Source organism: Permianibacter fluminis, assembly GCF_013179735.1.
Classification (GTDB): domain Bacteria; phylum Pseudomonadota; class Gammaproteobacteria; order Enterobacterales; family Permianibacteraceae; genus Permianibacter; species Permianibacter fluminis.
Map to the genome: position 1 here is coordinate 2,480,583 of NZ_JABMEG010000001.1, position 12,349 is coordinate 2,492,931.

Genomic DNA, 12,349 nt, shown 5'->3' on the forward strand with positions numbered 1-12,349 from the left:
TGCATCACGCTTGATGCCAGCCGGGTGCGGGCGCAATCGCCCCTTCAGGTTTGTTCAGAAACTGTCCAGATGAGGCGCGCTACCGGCCATCCAGCCGCGTATCAATGCCGGTGATGGTCGTGACCGTGCTTGTGGTCATGCTTGTGGTCATGGTTATGCTGATGGTGCTGCTGATTGCCGTGGTCGTGTTGGTGGCCTGAATGGCCAAGCCCGTCGCCGGCATGATCGGCGCGCGGCCGGTGCCGGTGCAGCAGTACATGCAACAGCGCGCCGGCCAGAAAGGCCTGCAAGCCGGCCGACGTGCTCTGGGTCAGTACCGGCACTACCTGCTGGGTCAGGACAAAACCCAGCACGGTCGCCAAGCCCATGGCCATCAGCGTGGCAATGGCCAGTGAACGGCTCAACGCATGCCGAACCAGCCACCAGATTGCCAGACCCAGCGGCAGCTGGTGTAGCACCACGGCAATGGCCAGCCATTGATCATCCGCGGCCGCCAGCGTGGCGCCATCCATCAGCGAATGCACGGCCAGCGCCAAGGCGCCGAGCAACACCGTCAGCGAATGGGTCGGCAGTGCGAGCCGGGAAAATACCTGTTCGATCAAACTGGGCAAGGCCATGGCAACCACGCCCAACAACGGTCCGACCCAGCCGATTTGCTCGTAGCCTTCGACAAATACCTCGACCAGCACAATCAGCACAATGACGCCGACCAATAAACGGTCGAGCGTGTCATGCACGCGCCGCCAGCGATGCAGCAGGCTGTACAGCCATGGAGCAAGACCGAGCGAGACGAGGCTGATGAGCAGGGCAGTCATGAGAATGGTATCAACCGAAACGGGGCAGGCATTCTAACGGTAAAACACGGCGAGGGTCGTGGCCGTGCTGGCCGACAACCCTCACCATTTGTTGCGCAGCGCTTATTGGGTCCAGCGCTTCATCCAGTCGAATACCGCACCGTGCCATTGCTTGCTGTTCTGCGGTTTGAGAATCCAGTGGTTCTCGTCCGGGAACACCAGCAGCTCGCTTGGCACGCCGCGCCGTTGCAAGGCGGTGAAGGTGCTCAGCCCTTGCGAGTATGGAACCCGGAAATCCTTCAAGCCGTGGATCACCAGCATCGGGGTTTTCCAATTGTTGACCTGATGAATCGGGTTGTGTTTTTCGTAGGCTTCCGGATTGCTGAAATGCGGACCGCCGTTTTCCCATTCGGTGAACCACAGTTCTTCGGTGGTGTAGTACATCGAGCGGGTATCAAAAATGCCGGCATGGTTGATGATGCAGCGGAAACGGTCGCTCCAGTTGCCGGCGATCCAGTTCATCATGTAACCGCCGTAAGAACCGCCGAGCGCACAGGCGCGATTGGCATCCATGTAGTCATATTTGCCGACGGCGGCATCAAAGCCTTTTTGCAAATCTTCAAACGGCTTACCGCCCCAGTCGAGGCTGATGGCATCGGTAAACGCCTGGCCATAACCGGTCGAACCGTGGAAGTCGATCATGATGACCGCATAGCCCTGGCCGGCGAAAGCCTCGGCGTTCCAGCGGTAATGGAAATGATCGCCAAAGCTGCCTTGCGGGCCGCCATGAACGAGGAAGGCAATCGGGTATTTCTTGCCTTGTTCGTAATTGGCCGGCTTCAGCGCGTAACCGAACACGGTGTCGTTGTTGGCGCCCTTGAAGCTGAACTGCTCGTAGTCACCGAAGCTGATGTTGCGCAGCTTTTCCGTGTTGAACGTGGTCAGCTGGCTGGCTTTGCCACCGCCGGCTGCCACTTTGAACAACTCGGCCGGATGCTTCAGATCATCGTAGCTATAGACAATATCGCTGCCGGCAAAATCAAAATCACCGACCGTGCCTTTGCTGACCACTCGCGACCATTTGCCCGAGCCGACATTGACGGCAAACAGGCTGTGCTGGCCATTGTCATCGCCGGTACCGTACAGGGTTTTGCTGTCGGCGCTCCACTTCAACGAACCCAGCGAGCGATCAAACCCGGCGCTCAAATCGCGCACGTCACCGCTCTTGCGATCGCGCAGCATCACGCTGAGTTTGTCGGCTTCGAAGCCGGGCCGGGCCATGGCGAGCCAGGCCAGATAGCGGCCGTCGGGCGAAACGGTGGGTACTGAATCGGTGGCCAGATTTTTCGGGGTCACATTCTTCAGCTCACCGCCGGTCGCCGCCACTTCATAGATATCGTGATTGGTCGACCAGGATTCGGACACGCCTTTGACCCGAGCCTGAAAATACACAGTCTTGCCGTCCGGGCTGAAGTTGAATTCCTCATCTCCGCCATACGGTTTCGACGGGACATCGGCATCCAGTTTTGACAGCAGCAACGGTGCATTCGCGACCTTGTTGCCATTGAGGCCATCGATAAACAGGCTGTTCAGGTGGCCGTTGTCCCAGGTATCCCAGTGCCGGACAAACAGGCGCTCGTGCATTTCGCCGCTGCCCTGTTTGGTTTTGCCATCGCGCTCGGCGGTGCATGCCAAGGTAGCGCAATCGGCAAACACTTCGAAACTGAGCAAGACATTCTTGTTGTCCGGCGCCAGTTTGTAAGCGTTGATATCGAGCGGGTAACTCGACACCTGTTCGGCCTCACCGCCGTTGATGGCAATGCGCCAGAGCTGGCTGCTGCCACTGCGCGACGACAGGAAATACACGCTGCGACCATCGCTCGACCATTGCGGGCTGCTGTCGCCGGCTTCGTGAGTGGTCAGGCGCCGGGCCGGCTCATTGCCGGCAACGCTGCGCAGCCACAAATCGGTGCGACTTTTGTTGGCCGCGACATCTGGCGTGCTGACGCTGAACACAATGGTTTTGCCATCCGGGGATACCACCGGCGCGCCGACGCGATGAAAGCTCAGCAGATCATCAACACTGAACGGGGCGGCCTGCGCGGGCATTGCGGCGGCGGCGCCGAGCAGGCTGCTGGCCATCAGCAGCGTGGAAAGTTTGAACATGACGTCTCCTTTGGCAAAGACAGATATGGCAACAAGCGATTTCGCAAAACCGCTTCTGGAAGCTGGATGTGTCAGGGGCAAGCCATATTGCGGGCAAGCCATATTACGGATTGGCCATGTTTTGGGGCAGGCCATGTTATGGGTAGGCCATGTTAGGGGCAGCGGGACCGGCTCTCAAGCCCTCGCGTGGCCGCCATGACCGTGGTTTCTGCCTGGCAAAAAGCCATACAACAGCGCTGACCGAGCTGCCGGCACTGGCCTTGCGATACAATGACCGCCCAATTCGCTGCCCGTTGTCCCGACCGTCATGGCCACCCTGTTTGTAGACCAGCTCACTGTCATCGATTGCTCCGTGCTGAGCCCGGACCATGGTCTGGTTGGTGAGAGCTGGATTGTCGATATCGAGCTGACCGGGCCGCTTGATGACCAAGGCATGGTGCTGGATTTCAGTGCGGTAAAAAAACAGATCAAGCATGCGATTGACGCCTTGGTGGATCACCGATTGCTGGTGCCGCTGCGTCATGCCGGCTTGCACGTTGCCGAAAAAGGCGAGCGGCTGGAACTGAGCTTTCGCGATCACCGGAACCAACTGTGGCAACACGGTTCGCCGTTGTTCGCGGTGTGCGGCATTCCGGTCAAAGCGGTGACGCCGGAAACCCTGGCGCCGTGGTTACAGCAACAGGTGCAGGCGCGTCTCGCCGATGGCATGCAATTGCAACTGCGATTGCGACCGGAGCGGATCGACGGCGCGCATTACCGGTACAGCCATGGCCTGCAGCAGCACGATGGCGCCTGTCAGCGCATCGCGCATGGTCATCGTTCCCGGCTGGAAGTGCAGCTCGGTGCGCAGCGCTCTGCGGAATGGGAACAGCGCTGGGCCGAACGCTTTCACGATATCTATCTGGTTACCCGCAGCCATATCGAAACCGAAACGGTGGACAACCACGCTGGCACCGTGACGCCGATGTTGAATCTGCGGTACCGCTCGCGCGAAGGCGAGTACACCTTGCGGCTACCGAAAGCGCGCTGCCATGTCTTGGACGGTGAAACCACGGTCGAGCAAATCGCGGCCTATCTGGCGCAGCAAACCAAGCAGGAATCCGGCGCCGCACAGGTGCGGGTCCGGGCGTTTGAAGGCGTCCAGAAAGGCGCGTTGGCGGACGCATGAACAGCGTTGGTGATCGGGGTGGATTGTGGCAGCGATTGTGGCGCTGGCTGCGGCATTGGCTGGAGCGTGGCGTAACGGCTTTGCTGCTGCTGCTGATCCAGCTCTATCGCTGGCTATTGAGCCCGTTCATCGGCGGGCAATGTCGTTTCTATCCCACCTGTTCCCGCTACGCCCGGGAAGCGATCACACTGCATGGACCCTGGCGCGGCAGCGTGTTGGCCGTCAAACGAATTGGTCGCTGCCATCCCTTGCATCCGGGCGGTAATGATCCGGTGCCGCCGGTCTGAGCGTGACTGCAATTTGCTGCAACAGCTCGGTTACCGGAAATGCAATGTCTGAAAGCGGAATTCAGCGTTGCAGCGCGCGAATCTGCATGTCGCCTTGCAATTCCCCGTCTTCGAACTGCTGGAGGCGGACCGGAATGTAATTCAGCGAGGGCGCGAACCAGGAAATGGTTTGCCGATCATCACCGGGCTCGCGAATGCGCTCGACGCGCAGCACGGCCAGTCTGCCGAGCGCCGTGTCCAGCGTTTCTTCTTTGGTGACCGCGTAGTGATAGTCACGAACTCTGCCGTTTTTACTGACGGCGTAGTGGACGTCGCGAATGCCGGCCGCCAGATCTTGTTGCAGCGCCAGCAAATGACTTTGCAAATCCTGGGTGCCGGGCGTCAGGGCCGTTGACCAGGATTTTTTGCCGCGCGTGCCGCTATCGAGCAATTGTTGCCAGTCGAATTGTTGCCGGGTCACTTCGGCTTTGCCGGGACGTTTGCTTTCTTTTTCAAATTGCAGCGGTTGTGGCTTGCCATTGAGCCAGCGGAACTGGCTTTGCTCACGATCGGAAAAATGAAAGAAATACAGTCGGGCTTCCGATGCGGTCTGGTATTGCCAACGATTGTCGGGCAGTGCGGTCAGGCTGATGGTGGCTTGGCCGACGTTGTCCTCGTCGCGGAACAAGTCATATTGCGCGGTAAACGGTGCGACGGTGGCCGGATTCGCCGCGACCGGTTCGCTGGCGACGGCACGATTGAGCCCGGCGATATTCAGCATCACGGCAAGCAGCAGCGCCGCGCCGAAGTTTGCGACCGTTCTGCCGGCTCTCGATCTACCAGCTGTCAATCTACCGGATGTCGATCTACCGGATATCGGTCTACGAAAACATTGCGCGAATTTCATAGCTGTACCGGTTGCTCCAGCGGGTGTTGGTCCAGCACGGCCTGACCGTTGGCATAACGCAGTCGGCCGGCGGCATACCAAGCTATGACCTGCTGATACAGCGCGTGTTCCAGTGGGTGCACACGGCTGGCCAGCGTTTGTGCAGTGTCGTCAGCCAGCACCGGACAGCGGCTTTGCGCGATCAAGGGGCCGCCGTCGAGATCGGCGGTGACAAAATGGATGGTGCAACCGTGTTCGGCATCACCGGCATCGAGCGCCCGTTGGTGGGTGTGCAGACCCGGATACAGCGGCAACAGTGACGGGTGGATGTTCAGCATCCGGCCAGCATAGGCGGCAACCAGCTCCGCGCTCAGAATGCGCATGAAGCCGGCGAGTACCACCAAATCGGCATCGAATTGCTGCATGCGCTGCAACAGCGCGGCATCGAAGTCGGCCCGACTGGCGTAGGTTTTGTGATCGACAACGGCAGTTGGAATGCCGACTCGCTTGGCCCGTTCCAGACCAAACGCATCGGGCACATTGCTGATGACGCCAACGATGTCAGCGTTCAGTTGGCCGCTGGCACAGGCATCGATGAGTGCTTGCAGATTGGAGCCGTTGCCGGAAATCAGGACGAGCAGTTTGCAGGTCATGCGAGCATCAGTCAGCGAGAGCGGAGAAACGGAGCCGGTAGCGACGGTAGTCGCCACTGCCATGACGGCGCGAGGTGGAGTGCCGAACGCTCGGCGTTCCACCTCGCACGGGATTCAGACCAGTTCGACAAACGGCTCGGCATCGTTGCCGGTGCTGGCGATGTGACCGATCTGATGCACGGTTTCACCCATGCTGCGCAGCAGGCTGGTGGCGGTGTCGACCGCGTCGGCCGGGAGCGCGATGACCATGCCGATACCGCAGTTGAAGGTGCGGTACATTTCGCGGTGCTCGACGCCACCGTTTTCCTGCAGCCACTTGAAGACCGGCGGCAAATCCCAGGCCTTGATCACAGCCTTGGTGCTGTTCGGCAACACCCGCGGCACATTCTCGGTGACGCCGCCACCAGTGATATGGGCGAGCGCGTGCACATCGACCTGCTTCATCAGCGACAGCACGGTCTTGACGTAAATGCGGGTCGGTTCCATCAGCGCATCGGCGAGCGTGCGATCACCGACTTTCTGGTTCAGATCAGCTTTGCTGACTTCGATGATTTTGCGAATGAGCGAGTAACCGTTCGAGTGCGGGCCACTGGAGGCGAGACCGAGCAGCACATCGCCAACGCGGACGCCGCTGCCGTCGATCATTTTCGATTTTTCGACGATGCCAACCGCGAAGCCGGCCAGATCGTAATCACCGGCGTGGTACATGCCCGGCATCTCGGCAGTTTCACCGCCGACCAGCGCGCAGCCAGCGAGCTCGCAGCCCTTGCCGATGCCGCCGACCACCGACGCCGCGACATCAACGTCGAGCTTGCCGGTGGCGTAGTAATCGAGGAAGAAGAACGGTTCGGCGCCTTGCACGACGATGTCGTTGACGCACATCGCAACCAGATCGATACCGACCGTGTCGTGACGCTTCAAATCAATGGCCAGACGCAGCTTGGTGCCGACGCCGTCAGTGCCGGACACCAGCACCGGCTCTTTGTAGCCGGTCGGCAGCGCGACCAGCGAGCCAAAACCGCCCAGACCTGCCAGCACTTCCGGCCGACGGGTGCGCTGGGCCACGGATTTGATCCGCTCGACCAGGGCATCGCCTGCTTCGATATCAACACCGGCATCTTTATAGGACAGGGAAGGCTTGTTCGGGCTGGTCATGACGGTTTCCAAGGAACCTGTGTGGAAAGGCGCAAATGAGGGGCGCAGATTCTACCGGTTCAGGGCGTGGCTGTCATGAAATGGCGGGCTAGCGCGGTGCTTTTCGCCGCCCTGCCAAAACCGCCATCCGCCGGGCTGACAAGAGCGGCCGGGGTCGCTGACCGGCCATGGTGCAAGCCGGCTAACGGGTTTCGGCCGGGCAGTCCGGGCTGCGCGCCAGTTGGGCAATCAGGCTCAGCAGACGGTCGGCTTCGGCCACGGTCGCCAGATGTTCGTGGCTGGCCGAGGCCTGCCGGCAGTGGCCGGGCAGATTTTGCATCCAGTCGGTGCCGAGCCGGCGCCAGTCGGCCAGCTTGGCTTTTTCGGCCGGATCGGTGGCGGACTCAATGGCACTGAGCTCGAAATCGGTGTCGTAGCTCCAGACCGGCACGGCGGCCGGCCAGGTCAGCGCGGCCGCGTTGCTGACATCGGCGTCATAGCGGGCGGTTTCAGCAAAGCGGGCCAGAATGCGAGCGCGGTCCAGCCGCTGCTTGGCGACCGCCTCGTAAAACGGCCAGTCCATCTCGGCCTGCAACGCCTCAGGTAGCAGGGCGGCCAGATGGGCTCGTTCTTCGTCATAAAAGCCGTGAGCGCGGGCGTCGTATTTGCCAGCACTGACGTAAGCGGAGAGCTGCTCGGCGTCTTTGAACGGCGCCGATTGGTCGGCATAAAAACGGATGAGCGCCGGATGCAGCGCGTCCGGGTCGATCAGCAAGACGGCTCGAACCCGGGTATTGCCGGTTTTCGCCAGCAGCGGCATTACGGCCAGATTGGCGCTGGCAAATGCGATCACGACCACGGGCTGCTCTTCGAGCTGTGGCAACAGCAGCGCCAAATCCTCGGCGAAACTGGCATAGCTCGCACCGGCCACGATATCGCTGAAGCCATGACCGGCCCGGTCGATGGCATGGACCCGGAACTGCCGGGCCAGCAAGGGTTGCAGCAAGGCAAACCAGCCGCTGTCGGCGTGCCAGTGATCGGTCGGGCCGGACAGCAACACAATTGCCGGCTGATTGGCATGGCTACCCAGCGTGCGCACATGCAGGCGGTGGCCGTTGACCTCAAACAAGCGGCTGCCGTTGGGCAGTGTTGGGCTGGCCGCAGTTGTTGTGGTTGTGACCGTAGAGGTGTCAGTGGTCGTGACCGCAGATGTCGGAGTAGATAACCCGGCTGGCGACGAGCCGGCGCAGGCGGAAATCACCATCAGGCTGAGCACAAGCAGCAAGCGAGTCATGGCACATCCTTGTCTTTTGTAGGTCCGGTCTTTTTGTAAGCCCGGTCTGAAGTAAGTCCGGGGGCAAACAGCAGCGGCGCTTGAAAAAGAGCCTGTCTGCCAGCCAGAGCTTGGCGGACCGGATCGATGGTAACAAGCCGGAATATTGCCCAGCAGTGGCGGTCAGTTGTCTTGCGTCGCGGCTTTGCAATGCGACGTCGTCATCCAGCGCCGTCATTGGGTATCGCAACGAAAGGGGCGTTATCAAGGCACGCAAATCCGGCAGGCCAAGCCTGACCATGGTCCCGGAAAAGCTTTGGCCATTCAGACACTTCCCTTATCATGGCGGCCTGACTGCCGGGCAAGGCGGTAACCGTTGGAGGGATGGCATGAACGGCAGTTTGGGTGGCGGGCAGCGGCAAAGGCAGATGACGGTAGGGCGACGGGTGATCAGCAAAATCGCGCTGATGGGACTGGCGCTGGCCGCACTGCTGTGGCTGCCGATCGCCAGTGCCGTGGATGTCACCGACCTTTATAGCGGTGCCGTACCGGTGCCGGACCAGAGTGAGACCGCGCGCCAGGATGGCCAGATCGCGGCGCTGCGTCAGGTGCTGGTCAAACTGTCCGGCACGCCTGCCGTACTTGGCTTGGCGCAGGTGCAGGCCAATCTCGGCAAAGCCGCGTCCTACGCGCAGCGTTATCAATACCAGGTGTTGTCAGCAACGCCGGAGGCGCCGGCCGGTACACCTGATCAGCTGATGCTGCAGGTGACTTTTGACGGTCGGGCGCTGGAGCGTTTGCTGCAAGATGCCGCCGCGCCCATCTGGGGAGCACGGCGCCCGCTGACCGTGTTCTGGCTGGCCATTTCGGATGAAAACGGCCGTCGCTTGCTTGGCAATGATGATGAGCCCGGCCTGATTCAGGAGTTGCAGTTCGCCAGCCACGCCCGCGGTCTGCCGATGGTGTTGCCGCAGCTGGATCTGGAAGAAACCACGCAGATCAATATCAGCGATGTCTGGGGCCGTTTCCTGGAACCGCTGCAAACGTTTTCGTCGCGTTACGGCGCCGAGGCAGTACTCGCCGGTCGGCTGGAGAAAGTCGGTTCCGACTGGTATGGCGAAATCAGCTTCCAGCAGGGCATAGCGCAAGCGGGCGTGTCATCGCAATCAGTCTTGCGCAACAGCTTCAGTGGCAAAGCGGCGACTCGCGCCGAGCTGGTGGAAAAAATGACCGCCAATGTCACCGAATTTCTGGCCGGCAAATATGCCGTGGTGCTGGATTCGAGCAAGGATTCGGAAGTGCTGGTGCGGGTGCGCAATGTTCGCCGGCTGGAAGACTATGCTCAGCTAAATCAGTTTTTCAGCGGCTTGCAGGCCGTGCGGCAAGCCGATGTGCGGGAACTGAACGCCGGCAATGTGCTGTTCAGTTTGCGGCTGATTGCCGATCAGTCGGCGCTGCTGCAGGCCACCGCACTCAATCCGCGGCTGCAGGCGGTGCCGGGCACGGAATTCAGCTCGGTGCTGGAATACGAATGGCGCCCTTAAGCCAATGGACTGACAGTCAACCATGTTCCTGATTTCGCCATGACCGCCTTGCGTCATCTGCCCAATGCCCTGACGGTGCTGCGTTGCCTGCTGACGCTGCCGCTGGCTGTGCAGCTGGCGGAGCGGCACTATGCCAGTGCGCTCGGCGTGTTTGTCATTGCCGGCGTGACCGATGCGCTCGATGGTTTTCTGGCCAAGCAGTTTCATTGGCAAAGCCGGTTTGGTGCCATTGCCGATCCGCTGGCGGACAAATTATTGCTGCTGATCGGTTTCGGCATGCTCGGCTATATCGGCGTGCTGCCGTGGTGGTTGTTTTGGCTGGTGCTCGGTCGCGACGTGATCATTGTCGGCGGTGGCCTGACTTACCACCTGTTGTTTGGTCCGTATCCGATGCAGCCGACCTTGCTGTCAAAAGCCAATACGCTGCTGCAAATTCTGTTGTTGACGCTGGTGCTGCTGAATCTTGGCTGGTCGCCGCTACCAGCGTGGTTGCTGCAAGGCGGGCTGGCACTGATCAGCCTGACCACCCTCGTCAGTGGCATGGATTACGTTTGGACCTGGGGCCGCCGCTGCGCGGAACAAAACCGTTTGCGCAGGAGAGCAGCAAAATGAATTGGCGGCTGTACGGATTACCACTGGCCATCGGCCTGACGCTGCTGCTGTTGCTGTGGTTGCTGGCGCCGATGCTGACGCCGTTCATTGTCGCTGCCGCGCTGGCGTATTTTCTCGATCCGGTGGTCGAGAAACTGCAGAGCTGGAAATGGCCGCGAACTGTCGCCGTGTTGACCGTGTTGCTGCTGGTCGTGCTGGTCTTCACCTTGTTTATCTTGTTGGTCGTGCCGCTGCTGCAACACGAAATTCGCTTGATTGCCCAACGCCTGCCGGGGGCGATTGGCTGGCTTGAGCGGGTCGCACTGCCGTGGGCGCTGGCCAAAGCCGGCCGCGCTGACATGACGCTGGATCTGGAATATCTGCGCTCCGTGCTGGGCGATCAGATCCCGCAGGCCGGCACTCTGATCGCACGCGCGCTCAGCACGGTCGGCAGTTCGGGGTTGGCGGTATTCGGTTTTATCGCCAACTTGCTGCTGACCCCAGTCATCTTCTTTTACCTGCTGCGCGATTGGCCACTGATCAAAAACCGCAGTTCGGGCTTGCTGCCGGGGCGCTGGCTTGAGCGGCTGACGCCCTTGCTTGGCGAATGCGACAATGCTCTGGCGGCGTTTGTCCGCGGCCAGATTCTGGTGATGCTGTCATTGGCCGCGTATTACACGCTCGGTTTGATGGTGGTTGGTCTGGATGTCGCGTTGCTGGTTGGCGTGTTGACCGGCCTTGCCAGCTTTATTCCGTATCTCGGTTTTACGCTGGGCTTGCTGCTGGCGGTGCTGGCGGCATTGCTGCAATTTTCTGATCCGGCAATGGCGCTGTGGGTGTTGGCAATATTTGCCGGCGGCCAGGTTTTGGAAGGCGTGGTGCTGCAACCGCTGCTGCTTGGTGATCGGATTGGCTTGCATCCGGTTGCGGTGATTTTTGCCGTGCTGGCCGGCGGCCAGTTGTTCGGTTTCACCGGTGTGCTGTTGGCCTTGCCGACGGCCGCCGTGATCCTCGTGTTGCTGCGCCATGGTCTTGATTACTACCGGCAATCGACTTTTTTTCGCGGTCAGCAATCTGGTGACATCACCTGAACGCCGGCGAATCCGATTTCACGACTGATGCCTGTCTGATGCAACAATTGCCACTCGGACTCCGGTTGCGTACTGACGCCGGGTTCGACAATTTTCTCGCCGGCGACAATGCCGCCCTGCTGCGTACCCTGCGCGCTTTTGCGGCCGGTGATGCGACGTTGCCGGCCTTGTATCTGCACGGTGGCTTTGGTTCCGGTCGCAGTCATCTGCTGAACGCGGTAGCGTCGGAAGCCGATCGCAATGGCGGGCTGGTTGCCGTGCTGCCGTTGCAGATGAGCGGCTTGTCGCCCGAGGTGTTGGCGGGGTTCGATCAGTGCGAGCTGGTCTGTGTCGACGATGTCGATGCGGTCTGTCAGCACCGGGACTGGGCCGAGGCCTTGTTCAACCTGTTCAATGCCGTGCGCGATCGGGGCGGTCGCCTGTTGTTTGCAGCGGATCGGCCGCCGACGCTGCTGAACTGCGCACTACCGGATCTGCAATCGCGACTGGCCAGCATGCTGGTGCTTGCCGTGCAGGAGCTCAGCGACGCCGACAAACAGACGCTATTGATTCAACGTGGCGAGGAGCGCGGGCTGCGGGTACCGATGGAAGTGGCGCAGTATCTGATGAGCCGGCACTCCCGCGCGGTGGCCGATTTGCTGCAGTTGCTGGACCGGCTCGATCACGCCTCGCTGAGCGAGCAGCGCCGATTGACCATTCCGTTTGTCAAACAGGTGCTGGGCGGGTAGCGCCCAATGCAGAGGCAAAAAAGGCGGGGAGACCCCGCCTTTTTTTGTGCTTTTC

The 12,349-nt window shown here is 60.6% G+C and carries 12 protein-coding genes; 6 read left to right on the forward strand and 6 right to left on the reverse strand.

What is annotated here, in order from left to right; translation table 11 throughout:
* Positions 1 to 101 precede the first annotated feature (101 nt).
* On the reverse strand, positions 102 to 815 hold the full coding sequence (locus tag HPT27_RS10785) for a ZIP family metal transporter (protein WP_172242955.1): 714 nt from the start codon (positions 813 to 815) through the stop codon (positions 102 to 104).
* A 102-nt stretch (positions 816 to 917) separates the two neighbouring features.
* Entirely contained in the window at positions 918 to 2,960 is a 2,043-nt protein-coding gene (locus HPT27_RS10790) for a S9 family peptidase (RefSeq protein WP_172242958.1), read from the reverse strand.
* A 307-nt stretch (positions 2,961 to 3,267) separates the two neighbouring features.
* On the opposite strand from HPT27_RS10790, the gene HPT27_RS10795 reads away from it, so the two are divergent.
* Together HPT27_RS10795 and yidD are read left to right on the forward strand one after the other, a co-directional pair.
* On the forward strand, positions 3,268 to 4,128 hold the full coding sequence (locus tag HPT27_RS10795; protein ID WP_172242961.1) for a 6-pyruvoyl trahydropterin synthase family protein: 861 nt from the start codon (positions 3,268 to 3,270) through the stop codon (positions 4,126 to 4,128).
* Positions 4,129 to 4,208: 80 nt separating this feature from the next.
* Positions 4,209 to 4,415: a membrane protein insertion efficiency factor YidD gene (gene yidD, locus HPT27_RS10800; RefSeq protein ID WP_407951141.1), complete on the forward strand. Its 207-nt coding sequence runs from the start codon at positions 4,209 to 4,211 to the stop codon at positions 4,413 to 4,415.
* A 61-nt stretch (positions 4,416 to 4,476) separates the two neighbouring features.
* On the opposite strand, the gene HPT27_RS10805 is transcribed toward yidD, so the two are convergent.
* The 4 genes from HPT27_RS10805 to HPT27_RS10820 all read right to left on the reverse strand — a co-directional run bounded on the left by HPT27_RS10805 (position 4,477) and on the right by HPT27_RS10820 (position 8,361).
* Positions 4,477 to 5,175, reverse strand: a complete 699-nt coding sequence (locus tag HPT27_RS10805) for a DUF3108 domain-containing protein (protein ID WP_235951019.1) — start codon at positions 5,173 to 5,175, stop codon at positions 4,477 to 4,479.
* A gap of 122 nt (positions 5,176 to 5,297) precedes the next feature.
* Complete coding sequence (gene purN, locus HPT27_RS10810) at positions 5,298 to 5,933, reverse strand: phosphoribosylglycinamide formyltransferase (protein WP_172242970.1); 636 nt, start codon at positions 5,931 to 5,933, stop codon at positions 5,298 to 5,300.
* 114 nt (positions 5,934 to 6,047) lie between these two features.
* On the reverse strand, positions 6,048 to 7,088 hold the full coding sequence (purM, locus tag HPT27_RS10815) for a phosphoribosylformylglycinamidine cyclo-ligase (RefSeq protein ID WP_172242973.1): 1,041 nt from the start codon (positions 7,086 to 7,088) through the stop codon (positions 6,048 to 6,050).
* Between the two features lie 181 nt (positions 7,089 to 7,269).
* Positions 7,270 to 8,361, reverse strand: coding sequence for an alpha/beta fold hydrolase (locus HPT27_RS10820; RefSeq protein WP_172242976.1), 1,092 nt, complete (start codon positions 8,359 to 8,361; stop codon positions 7,270 to 7,272).
* A 368-nt stretch (positions 8,362 to 8,729) separates the two neighbouring features.
* Between HPT27_RS10820 and HPT27_RS10825 the strand changes: the two genes are divergently transcribed.
* The 4 genes from HPT27_RS10825 to hda are packed head-to-tail and all read left to right on the forward strand — an operon-like array spanning position 8,730 to position 12,294.
* Entirely contained in the window at positions 8,730 to 9,884 is a 1,155-nt protein-coding gene (locus HPT27_RS10825; protein ID WP_172242979.1) for a DUF2066 domain-containing protein, read from the forward strand.
* A 39-nt stretch (positions 9,885 to 9,923) separates the two neighbouring features.
* The gene (locus tag HPT27_RS10830; RefSeq protein WP_172242982.1) at positions 9,924 to 10,496 is read left to right on the forward strand and encodes a CDP-alcohol phosphatidyltransferase family protein; all 573 of its coding nucleotides are present in this window, start codon (positions 9,924 to 9,926) and stop codon (positions 10,494 to 10,496) included.
* Positions 10,493 to 11,566, forward strand: coding sequence for an AI-2E family transporter (locus tag HPT27_RS10835; RefSeq protein WP_172242985.1), 1,074 nt, complete (start codon positions 10,493 to 10,495; stop codon positions 11,564 to 11,566). Before HPT27_RS10830 ends, HPT27_RS10835 begins: the two co-directional genes overlap by 4 nt.
* Positions 11,567 to 11,604: 38 nt before the next feature.
* Entirely contained in the window at positions 11,605 to 12,294 is a 690-nt protein-coding gene (gene hda / locus HPT27_RS10840) for a DnaA regulatory inactivator Hda (protein WP_172242988.1), read from the forward strand.
* Positions 12,295 to 12,349 lie beyond the last annotated feature (55 nt).

Excerpts from the sequence above, each read along its gene's own strand:
- purM (WP_172242973.1), bottom strand. The coding sequence starts at position 7,088 with ATGACCAGCCCGAACAAGCCTTCCCTGTCCTATAAAGATGCCGGTGTT.
- purN (WP_172242970.1), bottom strand. The coding sequence starts at position 5,933 with ATGACCTGCAAACTGCTCGTCCTGATTTCCGGCAACGGCTCCAATCTG.
- HPT27_RS10835 (WP_172242985.1), top strand. The coding sequence starts at position 10,493 with ATGAATTGGCGGCTGTACGGATTACCACTGGCCATCGGCCTGACGCTG.
- HPT27_RS10830 (WP_172242982.1), top strand. The coding sequence starts at position 9,924 with ATGACCGCCTTGCGTCATCTGCCCAATGCCCTGACGGTGCTGCGTTGC.
- HPT27_RS10820 (WP_172242976.1), bottom strand. The coding sequence starts at position 8,361 with ATGACTCGCTTGCTGCTTGTGCTCAGCCTGATGGTGATTTCCGCCTGC.
- HPT27_RS10785 (WP_172242955.1), bottom strand. The coding sequence starts at position 815 with ATGACTGCCCTGCTCATCAGCCTCGTCTCGCTCGGTCTTGCTCCATGG.
- HPT27_RS10805 (WP_235951019.1), bottom strand. The coding sequence starts at position 5,175 with ATGCTGAATATCGCCGGGCTCAATCGTGCCGTCGCCAGCGAACCGGTC.
- HPT27_RS10825 (WP_172242979.1), top strand. The coding sequence starts at position 8,730 with ATGAACGGCAGTTTGGGTGGCGGGCAGCGGCAAAGGCAGATGACGGTA.
- HPT27_RS10795 (WP_172242961.1), top strand. The coding sequence starts at position 3,268 with ATGGCCACCCTGTTTGTAGACCAGCTCACTGTCATCGATTGCTCCGTG.
- hda (WP_172242988.1), top strand. The coding sequence starts at position 11,605 with ATGCAACAATTGCCACTCGGACTCCGGTTGCGTACTGACGCCGGGTTC.
- HPT27_RS10790 (WP_172242958.1), bottom strand. The coding sequence starts at position 2,960 with ATGTTCAAACTTTCCACGCTGCTGATGGCCAGCAGCCTGCTCGGCGCC.